General features: G+C 56.4%; 14 protein-coding genes. 6 read left to right on the top strand and 8 right to left on the bottom strand.

What is annotated here, in order from left to right; all coding sequences use genetic code 11:
* Nucleotides 1-77: 77 nt before the first annotated feature.
* From BN3277_RS11265 to BN3277_RS11240, 6 genes are all read right to left on the bottom strand, one after another.
* Nucleotides 78-947 carry an inositol monophosphatase family protein gene (locus tag BN3277_RS11265; protein WP_059042639.1) on the bottom strand — a complete coding sequence of 290 codons (870 nt, stop codon included), beginning with the start codon at nucleotides 945-947 and terminating at the stop codon, nucleotides 78-80.
* Nucleotides 948-1147: 200 nt separating this feature from the next.
* Entirely contained in the window at nucleotides 1148-1918 is a 771-nt protein-coding gene (gene fabI, locus BN3277_RS11260) for an enoyl-ACP reductase FabI (RefSeq protein ID WP_059042637.1), read from the bottom strand.
* A 102-nt stretch (nucleotides 1919-2020) separates the two neighbouring features.
* Nucleotides 2021-3022, bottom strand: coding sequence for a UV DNA damage repair endonuclease UvsE (gene uvsE, locus BN3277_RS11255; protein WP_059042634.1), 1002 nt, complete (start codon nucleotides 3020-3022; stop codon nucleotides 2021-2023).
* Nucleotides 3019-3342: a hypothetical protein gene (locus tag BN3277_RS11250; RefSeq protein WP_059042632.1), complete on the bottom strand. Its 324-nt coding sequence runs from the start codon at nucleotides 3340-3342 to the stop codon at nucleotides 3019-3021. Before BN3277_RS11250 ends, uvsE begins: the two co-directional genes overlap by 4 nt.
* Nucleotides 3343-3397: 55 nt before the next feature.
* Nucleotides 3398-4492: a D-alanine--D-alanine ligase gene (locus BN3277_RS11245; protein WP_059042630.1), complete on the bottom strand. Its 1095-nt coding sequence runs from the start codon at nucleotides 4490-4492 to the stop codon at nucleotides 3398-3400.
* Nucleotides 4493-4513: 21 nt separating this feature from the next.
* Nucleotides 4514-5518: an amidase domain-containing protein gene (locus tag BN3277_RS11240; protein ID WP_059042629.1), complete on the bottom strand. Its 1005-nt coding sequence runs from the start codon at nucleotides 5516-5518 to the stop codon at nucleotides 4514-4516.
* 236 nt (nucleotides 5519-5754) lie between these two features.
* On the opposite strand from BN3277_RS11240, the gene acnA reads away from it, so the two are divergent.
* Complete coding sequence (gene acnA, locus BN3277_RS11235) at nucleotides 5755-8472, top strand: aconitate hydratase AcnA (protein ID WP_059042627.1); 2718 nt, start codon at nucleotides 5755-5757, stop codon at nucleotides 8470-8472.
* Between the two features lie 35 nt (nucleotides 8473-8507).
* Here the strand turns inward: acnA and BN3277_RS11230 are convergent, their stop codons facing one another.
* Nucleotides 8508-9395 carry a GNAT family N-acetyltransferase gene (locus BN3277_RS11230; RefSeq protein ID WP_059042624.1) on the bottom strand — a complete coding sequence of 296 codons (888 nt, stop codon included), beginning with the start codon at nucleotides 9393-9395 and terminating at the stop codon, nucleotides 8508-8510.
* A 108-nt stretch (nucleotides 9396-9503) separates the two neighbouring features.
* Between BN3277_RS11230 and BN3277_RS11225 the strand changes: the two genes are divergently transcribed.
* From BN3277_RS11225 to BN3277_RS11215, 3 genes are read left to right on the top strand one after another with little or no spacing between them, the layout of a single operon-like run.
* Nucleotides 9504-9890 carry a GntR family transcriptional regulator gene (locus tag BN3277_RS11225; RefSeq protein ID WP_059042622.1) on the top strand — a complete coding sequence of 129 codons (387 nt, stop codon included), beginning with the start codon at nucleotides 9504-9506 and terminating at the stop codon, nucleotides 9888-9890.
* 6 nt (nucleotides 9891-9896) lie between these two features.
* The gene (locus BN3277_RS11220) at nucleotides 9897-11000 is read left to right on the top strand and encodes a DUF1648 domain-containing protein (protein ID WP_059042620.1); all 1104 of its coding nucleotides are present in this window, start codon (nucleotides 9897-9899) and stop codon (nucleotides 10998-11000) included.
* Between the two features lie 42 nt (nucleotides 11001-11042).
* On the top strand, nucleotides 11043-12674 hold the full coding sequence (locus BN3277_RS11215; protein WP_059042618.1) for an alpha/beta hydrolase family protein: 1632 nt from the start codon (nucleotides 11043-11045) through the stop codon (nucleotides 12672-12674).
* Between the two features lie 324 nt (nucleotides 12675-12998).
* Here BN3277_RS11215 and BN3277_RS11210 read toward each other — a convergent pair whose 3' ends face one another.
* Entirely contained in the window at nucleotides 12999-13739 is a 741-nt protein-coding gene (locus BN3277_RS11210; protein ID WP_059042616.1) for an IclR family transcriptional regulator, read from the bottom strand.
* Between the two features lie 244 nt (nucleotides 13740-13983).
* Here BN3277_RS11210 and BN3277_RS11205 point away from each other — a divergent pair, with 244 nt between their 5' ends.
* Together BN3277_RS11205 and BN3277_RS11200 are read left to right on the top strand one after the other, a co-directional pair.
* Nucleotides 13984-15015 (top strand): alpha/beta hydrolase, encoded by a 1032-nt coding sequence (locus tag BN3277_RS11205; RefSeq protein ID WP_059042614.1) that lies wholly within the window; start codon nucleotides 13984-13986, stop codon nucleotides 15013-15015.
* 67 nt (nucleotides 15016-15082) lie between these two features.
* Nucleotides 15083-16408, top strand: a complete 1326-nt coding sequence (locus tag BN3277_RS11200) for a Fe-Mn family superoxide dismutase (RefSeq protein ID WP_059042612.1) — start codon at nucleotides 15083-15085, stop codon at nucleotides 16406-16408.
* The last annotated feature ends 23 nt before the right edge of the window (nucleotides 16409-16431 follow it).

Genomic DNA, 16431 nt, shown 5'->3' with positions numbered 1-16431 from the left:
ATCAAGCGTACCGCGGATTCTTCCGAATCCCTGCCCGCCTATATGCCAGGGGCCTCGCTGCAGCAGCCGTTCATTCCTTACAGCCCGGTTGCGTCCGCAGCCCGAATCACGCCTAGCAGCTCGTTATGGATTTTGCCATTGCTGGCAATCACATGGCGTACGCCGATGTGATAAGGGTTACCTGCAGTATCGGTCACTATTCCTCCCGATTCCTTCACGATTAATGCGCCGGCGGCGACATCCCAGGCGTTCAGGCCAACCTCGTAATAGCCGCTTAATCGACCGGCGGCCACATAAGCCAAATGCAGAGCAGCTGATCCAGCAGCTCGCAGGCTGCGTACTTCTCCTGACAAAGCGTTTAATCCACGCATGTTCATCGGCAACGCAAACTCCCGGTCCGGGTTAAAGCCGACAGCGATAACGCTGCCGGACAACGCCGTATCGGCGGATACTTTCGATGGTTGCCCGTGAATGTAGGCACCTTTGCCCTTCTCCGCCACAAACATCTCGTCGCGCATCGGATCATAAATCACGCCGATGATGACCTCGCCTTTATATGCCAGCGCAATCGAAACGCAAAAAAAAGGAAATCCATGAACAAAATTAGTCGTTCCGTCCACCGGGTCGACGATCCATAAGTACTCCGACTCGCTGGCTTGTTTCAGCGCAGCCGCTGAAGCTGACGCTCCCGGCGCCACACCTTCCTCGCCTAGAATCTCATGGTCGGGAAAATGCGTTAGAATCAGCTTTCGAATCATCGCCTCCGCACCTTTGTCCACGTCCGTCACCAGATCCTGAGGCGATTGCTTCGTATTCAGGTCCCGGTAGCCCCCAAGCCGGCTCTTGATAAACTCTCCCGCTTTGGCTGCGCAGTTGATCGCTACGGCCGTCGGACTTTTGCTGCCTACCACATATGGAACTTTCGGATTCGATTCCAATCGATTCACTCTACTTTCATCGTAAACTGATAATCTACTCCTTAAAAACTATACGTCATTGATTTGGCAAAGTTGCGTCCTTTCGCCTGCTCTGACGCAGAATACAGCGAAAGCCGCTCTTCCTATATGCAAAAAGTCCGTGTCCAAAAGCGAGGCATGGCCCCGCCGGAAACGAACTTTCAGCTGATTAACCGCACGCGGTCTCTTTGTTATGCACCTACGATATTGTACCCGCCGTCTACGAAAATAACCTCACCGGTAATTCCGCGGGACAGATGGCTGATCAGGAACATCGCCGTATCCCCAACTTCAGCCGTTTCCGTCGTTCTGCGCAGCGGTGCCTTTTCTTCGACCTGTTTGAGGATCGAGTTGAAGTCGCTGATACCTTTAGCGGCCAGCGTACGGATCGGACCTGCCGATACCGCATTAACGCGGATGTTCTTCGGCCCAAGATCGTTCGCCAAGTAACGTACCGAAGCTTCCAGTCCGGCCTTAGCCACACCCATCACGTTATAGTTGCGCATTACGCGCTCCGATCCCATATACGTCATCGTCATAATGCTGCCGCCTTCCGTCATGAGCGGAGCCAGACGCTTGGACACGGCCACCAGCGAATAAACGCTGATGTCGTTAGCCAGCGCAAAGCCTTCGCGGGACGTGTCCACAAACTCGCCGGCCAGGTCCTCGCCTTTAGCAAAGGCGATGCTGTGTACAAGCCCGTGCAGCACGCCAAACTCACTGCGCAGCGCGTCGGCCAGCTTGTCGATCTCCTCGTCCACCGTCACGTTGCACGGCAGGATTAGCGAACCTGGAATCGTTTCGGCCAGCTTGCGCACTCGGCCTTCAACGCGTTCGCTTTCGTATGTAAATGCCAGACGGGCGCCTTGCTCCGCCAAACTTTGCGCAATCGCCCATGCGATGCTGCGCTCATTGGCAACGCCCATCACGATCACATTTTTCCCCGCTAATAAATCACCCATGAATATCCTCCTCTTAAAGTGCACGTTTCATTTTGTACAACTTACCTTATTTCCCTGCAATTTTCAAGAGAGACGGGGACAGCTGTGGCTTGTCCAAATGAATTACGGTTGGATGCGCACGCTGGCTCCGTCCAAAATTTCAACGCCTTCCTCGCGGTATCGCGCCAAATCCTCCATCAGCGCAAACAATGCCCCGTCTTTGAGCTTGGCTTCCAGCATGACGTCAACCCGATCGGTAATCGGGGCGATGCTGCGCAGAAATTCGAGCAGCGGACGGACGATGACATGATCGGCGTGACCCCGCGGGTCGCTGGCGCTTTTGGGGCTCGACGCGTGGATCTTCGGCGGCAGCGGATCGTCTGCCGGTGAATCGGCCTGGGCATACGGCGTTTGCCAGGTCGCCAAGATACGCGGCCACAGCTCGGCCGGGCTCTCGCCTTCGTTGTTCACCCACTGATGGTGAATGTCGAGCACCATCGGGATGCCCAGCGCCTCGCAAAGCTCCAGGGTCTCCGTTGCGTTAAACGTTTTGTCGTCGTTTTCGAACGTTAACCTCTGTTTGATGCGTTCCGGAAGAGCCGCCACATTCTCGCGGAACCGGGTCCCCGCGGTGGGCTTGTCCCCATAAGCGCCGCCGACATGGATGTTGTTCTTGGCCCGGGCGTCCAAGCCCATGGCATCAAACATGGCGACATGATGATTCAAATCGCGGATCGAGGATTTCAGCACCTCGGGCCGCGGTGTACTTAATACGGTAAAGTGATCCGGGTGAAAGGACACCCGAAGGCCATGCTCCTTAACATATTTCCCCACGGCGGCAAACGGCTCCCGCAGCGCTTCGTAAGGATTCCAATCCGACAGCGACTCGTGGGTCGCTAGAGGAACCAGCTTCGAAGAGAAGCGGTAAACCTGTATCTCATTGCCGACGTTATGCCGGAGCAGGCGAAGCGTGTTATGCAGATTCTCTCCCGCGATCATCTCCAGCTTACGGATCGCCGCCTCGCGGTCGGCAATTCCGTTAAACGTCTTTAACGTCATCGTCTTGGAAGGCGACGCGTTTTCGATCACGGTGGACATCGCTACATAACCGAAGCGTACAATCATGCCCTTGCAGGATCTCCAAAAAACATTTCGTACGCCAGAGCGGTCTGTACTTCAGACTCCTCTTCCGTCAGCGGACGGACCAGCTCCAGTTCAACCGAGGTAACTTCCTCTCCATTGAAGTTAATTTCGGCAACGCAGGCGGTGATTTTCACGATCGCTACCGCCTTATTATCCGGTGAATACGCGATTACCTTTTGTCCTGTCGGGAACACGCGAAGCCCCTCTTTGAGCATTTTCCCGCGGCCGTATTCCAGCAGCTCGTAAAGCTCCTGCTCTTTCTTGAACTTGCAGACCGAGTTAAATTCCGTTTGAAATCCCACCGTCATCCCTTCCTTTCTTCAGCCGGCTGTCCGGGGCGGCAATGGCCGCCGCAGACTAGATGCCGCTTTCGAATTCCAGTGCCTGCCGGGCCGCGTAACGCTCCAACGCGAGCTCGATCAAGCGATCTAACAGCACCTCATAAGCCACCCCAGTCTCCCGCCACAATAGCGGATACATGCTAAAAGGGGTGAAGCCCGGCATCGTATTCACTTCATTAATCCAAACCTTGTGATCCGTTCTTCGCACAAAAAAGTCGGCCCGGCACAACCCGCTGCCGGCAATGGCTTTGAACGCCTTAACCGCCAGATCGCGAATTCGCTCCGCTAGTTCGGTATCGACAGGTGCCGGAATCAGCATCTGCGATTTGCCGTCCAAATATTTGGCCTGGTAATCGTAGTATTCTCCGGAGGAGACAATTTCTCCCGGAACAGAGGCCAGCAGCTCGTCGTTGCCGAGTACCCCAACCTCCACTTCACGGGCGTCCACAAACTCCTCGACGATCACCTTCACGTCGTAGCGGAACGCCAACGCCACCGAAGCCAATAGCTCCTCGCGATTTCTCGCTTTAGAAATGCCAACGCTCGAGCCAAGGTTCGCCGGCTTGACAAAGCAAGGATAGCCCAGCTTCTCCTCGATGCCTTGAACCACTGCATGGCTGGCGCGCTCCCACTCGGAAGCGGTGAAAAAGCAGTAAGCGCATTGCTCAAGTCCCGCCTCGGCGAACAGCTTCTTCATGATGACCTTATCCATCCCCGCAGCGGAAGCGAGTACTCCCGCACCGACATATGGCAAATCGGCCATTTCGAACAGCCCCTGGATCGTGCCGTCTTCGCCGTTTGTGCCGTGCAGAAGCGGGAACACCACATCGATATCCGATTGGCCAGACGAGAGCTTGCCAAACAACAGCCCCATCGCGGCAGACGTATCACCGGCATGCTCCCCAAGCTTCAAATCCTCCAGCGCGGCAAACGGTGCATTCAACTTGCTGCCGACTTTCCATTTCCCCTGCTTATCGATATAAAAAGGTAGCAGCTCGTATTTGTTGTAATTAAACGCCTTAGATACGGCGAAGGCCGTCTGCAGCGAGACCTCATGTTCTCCCGATTTACCCCCGTAGATGAGGCCTACGGTAATTCTATCCTGTCCCATAACTAACCTCTTTTCGTTCTTCTAGAACCGGTCCGCGATATGAAAAAAACGATACACCGTATTGTCGGTCCAGGCATAGGAATCCCGGTAATCCCAATAGCGGTGTTTACTTGGCGTGGTATGGGCGTTAACCAGCGGCATTCCGCCGGCGTCGAACGCAGTCACGATGGTGTTGTGCTGAAACGTGCCGTTGCCGTCCCAATCATAAGCGATAACGTCTCCAAGCTGTAGCTGTTCCGGACGTTCGAGCAGCTCGGCGCGAAGTCCGGTACGACTCTGGCCGAGATGGCGCTCCAGCGCGTTGGCAACGGCCCAGCTGTAGCTCCACAGCTCTCGTCCTCCGACGTAGCCTTTGTACCACCAGCCCGATTCTCTTTTTCCAGTATAGTTTATTGGGGCTCCGCCTGCAAAGAGACATTGGGAGATGTAGTTCGTGCAGTCAACCTCAAAGGCGGCAAACTCCGGGTTGAAGCTATCCCACCACCGATCGGCATACAGCACGGCCTCCTCACGCCGGTAGGCAATGCTGCGCGTGCCCCCTCCACCAAGGACATCGCGGTTCAAAAATGGTCGTGGCGCAGCGCCCTTACGTCCCGCCGCCTCACCTTCGTCATCATCGGGCAGTGTGATTGCCGGATGCCGTTCAGGGACCGGCTGCTCCACCTTGATGACGATCCAGCCCGCACCGTCTCGTGCTAGTGTGAGACGCTGCTTTTCGATTCGCTCCTCCTGGTGGCGGGCGCCTCCCTTTTCATAGTATATTTTTCTCGATAGCTGCAGATCGACCTCGATCTCACCCTCGCGGCTTTCAATCTCACGCACCAGCTTGGCTCGGGTCTCGCAGCGCAGCGGCGCAGCTCCCCTTTGGCGATACCAGCTCTCCAGCCTGCGCTTCCGCTCGCCCCGCCGCAGCAAATAATCCACATCGGTTACGACCGTGCCTCCGCTAGGCGTGCGATAGTCCACTTCATCCTGGTTGTGCTCGTTGACATAAACCGATAACGTTTTCTTCCATTCATCCGCCATACGTCCACGCCTCCTTTTCACTATTAGCCATTATATGAACGCCCGGGAGGGAGTATGTTTTGCACCTGTCCCGCAGCGGTCTGAAAGCCCATTCATCCGCATGGGTGAAGCCTTAACCGCCGAGATTTGGGTACAAAAAGTTCTTTACTCACCACGTATGGGAAGGTATACTTAAATCAAATAAAATTTGAAATTATGTTTCATCAGGTGAAACCACGAATCAAGGAGGTTCATTCATGTCAGCGAACGATTTTAACTCCGCTGCCCGTACGCTGGAAGTAGGCGGCAAGAGCTACCGCTACTACGACCTGCAGGCTCTCGAGCAGCAAGGGCTAGGCAAGATTTCCAAACTACCGTTCTCTATTAAAGTATTGCTAGAAGCGGCTGTCCGCCAATACGACGGAAGAGCCATCACGCAGGAGCATGTGAAGCAAATCGCCGGTTGGAGCGAGGGCCGCGATGAGAACAAAGAGATTCCTTTTATCCCCGCTCGTATCGTATTGCAAGATTTCACCGGCGTTCCGGTTGTCGTCGACCTGGCGGCCATGCGCGACACGGTGAAGAAAGCCGGCGGCGATCCTAAACAGATCAACCCGCTTGTGCCCGTTGACCTCGTGATCGACCACTCCGTAATGGTCGATGCGTTTGGGTCCCCGGATGCGCTCGAATACAACATGAAAGTCGAGTTTGAGCGCAACGAGGAACGCTACCGCTTCCTGCGCTGGGCGCAAACCGCCTTTAACAACTTCCGCGCCGTACCTCCGGCTACCGGGATCGTTCACCAAGTCAACCTGGAGTATCTGGCGTCCGTAGCTGCGACGAAAACCGTCAACGGCGAAACGGTCGTTTATCCGGATTCCCTTGTGGGTACGGACTCGCATACGACGATGATCAACGGCCTTGGCGTCGTTGGCTGGGGCGTTGGCGGGATTGAAGCCGAAGCCGGTATGCTGGGGCAACCGCTCTATTTTGTCGCTCCTGAAGTGATCGGTTTTAAACTGACAGGCAGCCTCGCCGAAGGCGCTACTGCGACCGACCTGGCGTTGACCGTTACGCAAATGCTGCGCAAGAAAGGCGTCGTTGGCAAATTCGTTGAATTCTACGGCCCAGGCCTCGCCAACATCAGCCTCGCCGATCGCGCGACCGTGGCAAATATGGCCCCGGAATACGGCGCAACGATCGGTTACTTCCCGGTAGATACGGAAACGCTCGCCTACCTGCGCAGCACCGGCCGCTCTGAGGAGCAAATTGCCCTTGTTGAAGCATATTACAAAGCTCAAGGCATGTTCCGCACCAACGATACGCCGGATCCGGTATTCACCGATCTGATCGAGCTGGACCTCGGCTCCGTCGTACCAAGCTTGGCCGGACCTAAGCGTCCGCAGGACCGTATCGAGCTGACGGCGATGAAAGAGAGCTTTAATTCGATCATCCGCACGCCGGTTGAAAAAGGCGGCTACGGGCTCAGCGAAGAGAAGATCGAGCAGGCAGTACCAGTGAAGCACCCGGACGGCTCAACCAGCGAGCTGAAAGCCGGAGCGGTTGTCATTGCGGCGATTACGAGCTGCACGAACACGTCGAACCCAAGCGTTATGGTCGGTGCCGGCTTGCTGGCGAAGAAAGCCGTAGAACGCGGCCTGACCAAACCGGGTTACGTGAAGAGCAGCTTGACCCCGGGCTCCCTCGTGGTGACCGAGTATTTGCAAAAAGCCGGCCTGATCGAGTCGCTGGAAGCGCTTGGCTTCCACGTTGCCGGTTACGGCTGCGCAACCTGCATCGGGAACTCCGGTCCATTGCCGGACGAAGTCAGCGCGGCGATTGCCGATAACGATCTGACCGTCGCGGCTGTGCTCTCGGGCAACCGGAACTTTGAAGGCCGCGTCCATGCGCAGGTCAAAGCCAACTACCTGGCTTCCCCTCCGCTTGTCGTCGCCTACGCGCTGGCCGGCACGGTCAACATCGACCTGCAAAACGATCCGATCGGTTACGATCGCGACAACCAGCCGGTATACCTGAAGGACATCTGGCCTTCTTCCGCGGAAATCAAGGAAGCGATTGGCCAATCGGTGAGCCCGGAGATGTTCCGCAGCAAATACGAGCACGTCTTCACGCAAAACGAACGCTGGAACTCGATTCCAGTTCCGCAAGGCGAGTTGTACGAGTGGGATGAGAAATCGACTTACATCCAAAACCCGCCGTTCTTCGAGAAGATTGGCGAAGGACTGTCCGACATCGCCGATATCCGCAACGCCCGTGTTCTGGCCTTGCTCGGCGATTCGGTCACGACGGACCATATCTCCCCGGCAGGCAACATTTCGCCAAACAGCCCCGGAGGTAAATATTTGACCGACCATGGCGTCGAACGCAAGGACTTCAACTCCTATGGCTCGCGTCGCGGTAACCACGAAGTGATGATGCGCGGCACCTTCGCGAACATCCGCATCCGCAACCAGGTTGCACCGGGTACGGAAGGCGGCGTGACCAAATACCTGCCGACGGACGAAGTGATGTCCATTTACGACGCTTCGATGAAATATCAAGCAGAGGGCCAGAACCTCGTCGTGATCGCCGGTAAAGAATACGGCACAGGCAGCTCCCGCGACTGGGCAGCAAAAGGCACCTACCTGCTGGGTGTCAAAGCGGTTATCGCGGAGAGCTTCGAACGGATCCACCGCAGCAACCTGGTTGGTATGGGCGTTCTGCCGCTGCAGTTCCAGGAAGGCGTTAGCTGGAAAACGCTCGCCATCGACGGGACCGAAACGTTTGATATCGACGGACTCAGCAATGACGTGAAGCCGGGCCAAGAGTTGACCGTGACGGCAACCCGCGCGGACGGAACCACGTTCCAATTCCCGGTTATCGCCCGTCTCGACAGCATGGTGGACGTTGATTACTATCACAACGGCGGTATCCTACAAACCGTCTTGCGTCAAATGATTACATCCAACGCCTAAATCGACTAGGCTTGAATGAAAAAGAGTTCCCTTCTTCAATCGAAGGGAACTCTTTTTAGGTTGCAGGTGTAATAACGCGATTCGGTTACGATCTCAAAGCCGGTCCTGCGATACAATTCCAAGGCGCCGCGATTGTCTGCGGCTACGCTTAGGCGAATACACGTGCAGCCCTGAGCCAGAAGCAACTGCACGATTTGGGCCAGCATCTCCCTTCCATACCCGCGTCCCTGGTGGGCGGGCAACACGCAAAAATCATGGATCACCGCCGTACCGCTCCCGAGAAGATTCACGCGAATCAAGCCGACTCGCTCCTCCCCGTGCCAGCCGATATAGTTATGGCGACTGGGCTCCCGAGTATGGCCCAAATACCGGAGCGTCCACTCCTCCTCATCGCCAAACGCCTGTGACAAACAGCGTACCATAAAGCCAAAATCCTCGAGCTCCTCCGGACGGAGCGTTGTTGTGGCAACCTCATCGGACGCCAAGCCTTCCGGCAAAGCGGCAAGTTCCATTGCAAACTGCGTGCCGTCATATTGGGCACCCAAATGCTCCACACAACGCAGGCCGGGTTCGGAGTCGGCGGGCACTTTAAAGCGGCAGGTTTGAATCCCCTGCTCGCTCATCTCCGCTGCAGCGGCCTCAAAAAGTCGCCGGAACACCCCCTGGCGCCGCCAATCCGGATGAACCATCGCGCTGAGGTTCGCCTCCACCCCATCCGCGGTATACCAAATGAAGCATCCGGCGAATCGCCCCTCCACTTGGTAAAGGTAGGCGTGATCACCGCTTTCTTTTGTTAAATGCTCCAGACCGATCTTGAGTTTCGAGCCGTCCGACTGACGGCAAAGCTGCTCCAGCCTGCGGATCGGTTCCAGCCATTCCGGCGTGAACTCCGTTAACTTTACAATCCGATGCGTTGAATCCAATTTAACTCCCCCTTGCTGGTATATACTACTTTAACTTCTGGTTTACACTACACAAACCATCTGTTATATTATAAGTATAACAGTTAGAACAAAAGGAGATGCCGTACTGTGATTATTCAGCTGGATTTACAATCGGACGTCCCGATTTATACGCAGCTGGTCCATCAAATTATCGAAGGAATCGCCAGCGGACGGCTGCAGCTAGGCGAGCCCCTGCCATCGGTGCGGAGTCTGGCTTCGGACATCGGCGTCAACCTGCATACCGTAAACAAAGCCTACACTATGCTGAAACAAGAGGGTTACATCCAAGTCCATCGCCAAAAAGGGGTTGTCGTCGATCCGGTCAGCATGCCTCCGGTCACTCCCGAATTCCGCGAGAAGCAGCGACGCGAGCTGCGTCCGATCGTTGCAGAAGCCATCTGCCGCGGGATGGAGAAGGACGAGTTGCTTTCCCTAGTAGAGCAAATTCATCAAGAAATTACTCGAAAGGAGTAGTGCAATATGATGCTTTTATCTATGTTGCTGTTGCTGCTTATGTTTGTCCCCCTGCTGGCCACCCTGGCCTTCATGCCTTATTTGACCCGAAATACGGTAAGCTTTGGCGTGTCGGTCAGCGAGGAGCAGTATGAAAGCGAACCGATCCGGCGGTTGCGGCGGCAATATGCCGTGATGAGCGGGGCGATTTATTCGCTGTTGCTGATTGCCTGCCTGATTAGTCTATGGAACAAGGACGAAAATACCCAGGGTGTCGTGTTTAGCGTTTTTGTCGGACTGACGATCGTAATCTCCACGGCCCTGTATCTCATTTTTTATTCCCGAATGAAACAAATCCGTCCAACCTTGCCCGCCGCTTCATCCGCTCCAGGCCTGCTGGCGGTAGACACCGGCTTTCGCCGGCAAAAGCTGGCGCTTTCCGGCAAGTGGTTCTTGATCCATGCCGTCATCATTGCGGCCAGCGTCGCCCTGACGTTAAGCCATTACGCGGCAATACCGGATCTGGTTGCGATGAAGTTTGACTTGTCCGGCCAAGTCGTCAGCACCGCCGCCAAATCTTATCGTATCGTGTTGTTTCCGAACGTGATGCAGGTGATTATGACGGTCCTGTTCTGGTTTGTCAACTGGTCGATTCAACACAGCAAGCAGCAGCTTCAGGCCAGCGATCCGGAGCGTTCGCTCCGCCAAAACGCCATGTTCCGCCGCAGATGGTCCGTTTTTACGCTGGCTTCCTCGTTGGCGCTGATCCTGATGTTCTCGTTCATCCAGGTGAACATGATTCGTCCGATGGATCAGAACGTCCTCACGTTGGTTAGTATGGCCGTACCCGTATTTATCGTGCTGTTCGCGCTGGTGTTGTCCTTCACTACGGGACAAGGCGGAAGCCGGATCGGCCGCGGTTCGGGCGTAGCCGGTACCCGCACGGCCGCGGTACAGGATGACCGCCATTGGAAGCTGGGGGCGATTTACTTTAATCCGCAAGACCCTACGATCTTCGTGGAGAAAAGAACCGGCATCGGCTGGACGATGAACTTCGCCAACCCGATCTCTTGGATCACCCTGCTTGGTATTTTCGCCGTCATCGCATGGTCTGCCTGGCTTGCCAAATAGAAATAAGCTCTTGATTTGATGATATATAAGGAGGAGATTTCCATGACCAAACGTTCCCTGTTCAAAAATGCTGCCGCTGCTACGTTGGCACTCACCCTGGCCCTTCCTTCGGCATCCGCCTTCGCGGCGAAGCAAAGCGCGACGTCGCTAGCTCCGGTGCGGGAAGCCGCCGAAAGCTTTGGCGCGCAAGTCCACTGGCTGTCCGGAAGCCAAACCATACTCGTCACGAAGGACAGCCATAAGCTGGTGCTGACCCTCGGATCAGCGGAAGCTTTGTTTGACGGGAAGCCGGTTGCGCTAAGCGAACCGGTTCGCATCGCCGAAGGCCGCGCGCTGATCGATGCCGAATTCCTGACCGAGGCGTTTGAAGTGAAGGACCCCGCGCAGAGCAAAGCCAACGACGGGACCCAAGATCCCGCCGACCTTTTCCTGAAGGCACTGCTGGCTGGAGACGGTGCCGAAGCGGCGAAATACGTCAGCGCGTCTTCGTCCTACGCCCTCCCGGCCGCTATGCTAAACCAGCTGTGGACAAATTATGAAACGGTGTTCGGCAAAGCGGCCGGCACTCCGTCCAAAAGCCAAAGCGCGAACTCGGTTCATCGCAACGTAACGTACGCCTTCCAAACGTCGGCCATTCCGATGAACCTGACGCTGCGCTTGAACGCCGCCGGGGAGATCGACGACATGTATATCGCCGCCGCGACCAGCTCAGGGGCGTATCAGAAGCCGGCGTACGAAGACTCGGCCGCTTACACCGAGCGGGAAGTGACCGTTGGCGAAGGCGCCATGGCCCTACCGGGCACATTGACGCTGCCCGCCGCAGGTGAGGGGCCGTTCCCGGCGGTCGTGCTCGTACACGGCTCCGGGACGAACGACCGAGACGAGGCGATCGGCGGCGGCAAGCCGTTCCGCGACCTCGCGGTTGGCCTGGCCGCGCAAGGCATCGCCGTGCTTCGCTACGACAAAGTCACGTACGAGCATACGTTTAAGGTAGCTGCCGATCCGAAATTTACGCTGAAAAAAGAAACCGTCGACGACGCCCTAAAGGCGGTCGCTCTTTTGAAGAAGACGCCGGAGGTCGACGTTTCCCGCATCTTCGTAGCTGGCCACAGCCAGGGCGGCTATGCCATGCCGCTAATTACCGCAGGCGATAGTAACGGCGACATCGCCGGGACGATCCTGCTGTCCGGGCCCAGCGGCAAGTTCGCCGACGTGCTGGCCGAGCAGCAAGCCGAGCTTGTCAGCCGCGTGAAGCAGCTGGGTCAGGACACCACGCCTTATGAGCAGCAGGCTGCGGTATATACTTCGATCGCCGCGATGGTTAACGACCCGCAGTATACGGTTGACCATATGCCGGAGCAATTCCCGATCCAGCCTGCATACTGGTGGTTCGAGCAGAAAAATTACGTGCCAGCGGAGCTCGCCAAGCAGCAATCCGGCCCGATGCTAATTCTGCAAGGCGAGAACGATTGGCAAGTGACGATGAAGCAATTCGCAGGCTGGAAAACCGCGCTGCAGAACCGCAAAGACGTCACATTCAAATCGTATCCGCAGGTGAACCACCTGCTGGCCAAGGCGGACGGCCTCTCGATCGGCGCAGAGTACGCCCAGCCGTCCAACGTCTCCAAGGAGATCATCGACGATATCTCCGCTTGGGTTCGGGGGATCCAGTAAGCCGCACTGCGCTGCGCTTGCTATCCCCATTAAAGCCAACAAAGCCCGCCCGTAGTAAGGGTGGGCTTTGTTGGCTTTATCCCGCTTGGGGCATAAAAAAATAAGGTGATGGAATCACCTTATTGGCTCCATTTCGCTCGGTGTAGCCGAAATAGCGTTATAAAATCATCCTATTCGCCGGGACTGCGGCCAAATTCACCGCTTTTCGGGCCAATAGGACGATACGATCACCCTATTGGCCCGATGTCAGCCTCCGCCAGGGAAATAAGGTGATTTCTTCACCTTATTTCCCTAGCGGCCCTCTTTCGCCGCGTCAAACGCCGGCTACATCAGCAACCCCATCTCCCGGGCCGCCTCCACCAGGATCGGCCCGTACTCCTCCAGCCGCTGCAACGTCAAGCGGCTGACCGGCCCCGACACGGACAGGGCAGCAGCGAGCTTCCCGGTCCGGTCGAAAATCGGCGCGGAGACGGCGGACGCCCCCGGCTCCCGCTCCTCGTAGCTGGTGGCATATCCGTGTTCACGGATCTCCTCCAGCTGCGCCACATAGGCCGCCCGGTCCACCGTCGGCGGCCAATCCGGGCTGTCCAGCACCGCCCGGAGCACTTCGTCGCTCGAATAGGCGACAAGCACCTTGCTGGACGCGCCCACGTACAGCGGCAGCCGCGCTCCAACCGGCGCGACCCGGCGGATCGCCTGGTTGCTCTGCACCGCCTGGATCCGCAGCCGCTCGATGCCGTCGCGCAAATACAGGCTGACCGTCTCGCCCAGCCGGTCGCGCAGCCGCTCCATCTGCGGCAGCAGCAGCACGGCCGGATCGTCGCTGTGGGCCATATGCGTCGACAGCTCCCACACCTTCAGGCCCAGCCGGTATTTCTCCGTCGCGGGGTCGCGGACAACAAACCCTCGCTCTTCCAGCGTGGTCAGCAACCGATGAACCGTGCTTTTATGCAGGCCGATTTCGGCGGCGATTTCCGTCAGTCCCAAATCGCTTGCTTTGGTGAAGCACACCAATATATCTAAAGCCCGCTCGACCGCGCGCACCGTCAGCTTTCGGTCTTCCATCCGGCATCTACTCTCCTTAGGTTTCACTATATGAAACTCGGTTACATAAATTATATGAAAGAAGCGAATTCCCGTCAATGAAACACCTTCCATTGACATTACCACCAGATCGACTTACGATTAAATTCAGGAGAATCGTGTTAATTCGACATTTTCTCTGATAAACCTTCCATTTAAAGCGTTTTCATTAATAGGAAACTGTCCAGTATTGCCATCATATTATCTAGTAACAGGAGGGATGCGCATGAGCCACACCGGCCGAAATGACCTTCCCTTGCCTTCTTCGGCTTTCGTTCCCGGCGATGTTCCCGCGGCGGCTGCCCGGCACATCAGCATAAAAAATATCCTCGTCGCTCTTTTTTTATCCGTGCTGTTTTTCCTGATTTTTTGCTTCGTCTCCTTACATGGATATATCGCATGGGTGTTGTCCAACCCCAAGGTAGCGCCGCTTTACTCCAATCCGAAGCTGTCCATTAATCTTGAGTACGAGAATATCGCTTTTCCCGCAGCCGACGGGAGCCGTATAATGCAAGGGTGGTATATCCCCGCGGAGGATTCCGTCAAAACCATCGTCTTTAGCCATGGGTATGGGGCCAACCGGGAGGAATCCTGGATTCCGATGTATGATCTGGCCAATTTCGCCCATCGTCTGAATTTTAATGTTCTGATGTTTGATTACGGTTTTGCCGCGCAAAACAGCAAGGAAGTCGCCACCGGCGGCAAAAAGGAAGCCCAGCAGCTGCTCGGAGCGATCCAGGTTGCCAAGCAGCGGGGCGGTCAAGAAATCATCGTCTGGGGCTTCTCCATGGGGGCAGGCACGGCGCTGCAAGCCGGTCTCAAAAACCCGGACATCGACGCTATGATCCTCGACAGCACGTTCCTGCTGGAGCCGGACACGATGTATCACAATATCCGCCAGCATATCGACCTCCCCCGCCATCCGTCGCTGGAGATCATCGGCATGCTGCTGCCGGTGCTGAACGGAACCAGCCTGCGGCAGATCCCGTATGCCCAGGTCAAATCGGAGGATTATCCTTATCCGATCCTGTTCATTCACGGCACCAAGGATGAAAAAGCGCCTTACCCCATCGCTGAGAAATTGGCGGCGAACCAGACTAATCCCGATTCCGACGTGTGGATCGTGGACGGCGCTCATCATGAATTGATTTTCCGCGAGCATCCCAAGGAGTATCTGCGCAAGGTGTCGCTGTTCCTCGGCAATGTAAAGCTCGCGTCCCAAAAGACCAACGTGCAAACAGGGTCCGTATCCGAGTAGCATAAGCCAACCCTCCTCTCCAATAAGTTAGTAGTAATGTACTTCTTAACCTTGAGGAGGTAGGCCAATGTTGTTCGTTTACGGGCCTTTTTTGCCTGTGCGCATTTTGGAGGAAATTCGTTTTTGGAAGCAACAGGAGGCAGAGCATACGGAAGTGATCCAGGCGATTGTCCCCGGCCTGGAGGCGGATTACGTTCGACTGCTGGAAGAATGGAAACCGATCTTTGAGAGGACGGAAGCCGCCGCAGACAAACTGCTGCAATACGCTTTGTCCGCCCCCCATGCCCCCGCGAGCCCGGAGCTCATCCGGCAGACGGAACGGCTGCTTCAAGCCTCGTTTCAACAGTCGCAGGAGTTCATCCGCAACCTCGAGGTCATGCTGAAGCACAGCCCGGCAGTCAAGGCCGTGCCACTCGCCCCCGTTGTGTTGCTGCATATCATTCGCGAATCGGCCTATTTCCTCGAGGTGCTCGAGCGGCTGAACCGGCCGGGCCAAATCGCCGGCAGCATGGCCGGAGCACCGCCGTATCCCGACCCTTATCATGCGGCCGTCGGAGCACAGCCGCCTTATCGGGAGCAAGCGCCGTCCGATTCGGCGGTTGAACAATCGAACGATGAGGCAAACGATGAAGCGAACCAAGCTGCCGAGACCGTGCTGCAACCCGAGGCGGAACCTGCGCCGGAAGCGGCCAACCATCGCCAGGAGCCAACCGAGGCTGCCGATGACGCTGAAGCGGTGGCGGCGCGCGTACCGGCATCAGAACACCCCGTCCCGATCGGCGGGCACATACTTCCCCCGCTGCCCTACCCCTATAATGCTCTGGAGCCGCACATCGATGAGCAGACGATGCGCATTCACCACGACAAGCACCACAAGACATATGTCGATGATTTGAACAAAGCGGAGCTGAAGCTGCAGGAGGCCCGCAAATCCGGCAACTTCGATTTAGTGAAGCACTGGGAGCGGGAGCTGGCTTTTAACGGAGCAGGGCATTACCTTCATACGATCTTTTGGGACATTATGAATCCGCAAGGCGGCGGCAAACCCAAAGGCGAGCTGCTGGAGCAGATCAAACGCGATTTTGGCAGCTATGACGCTTTCCATAAGCAATTCTCCGAAGCGGCCGCGAAGGTGGAAGGCGGCGGCTGGGCTATTCTCGTATGGAGCCCACGCGCCCACCGTCTGGAGATCCTCACGGCGGAGAAGCACCAGAACCTGTCGCAATGGGATGTCGTCCCGCTGCTTCCGCTTGATGTTTGGGAGCACGCTTATTATCTGAAGCACCAAAACGTACGCGCCGACTACATCAAGGCTTGGTGGAACGTCGTTTACTGGCCGGCCGTAGCCAAGCGTTTCGAATCCGCAAGAAAATTAAAATGGCAGCCGTTTTAAACGGCTGCCATTTGGCATGAAAG

Origin of the sequence: Paenibacillus rubinfantis, from assembly GCF_001486505.1 — a bacterium.
Taxonomy (GTDB): Bacteria; Bacillota; Bacilli; order Paenibacillales; family Paenibacillaceae; genus Fontibacillus; species Fontibacillus rubinfantis.
Note: the sequence above shows the minus strand (reverse complement) of the source record. Positions and strands in the feature narration are given on the sequence as shown.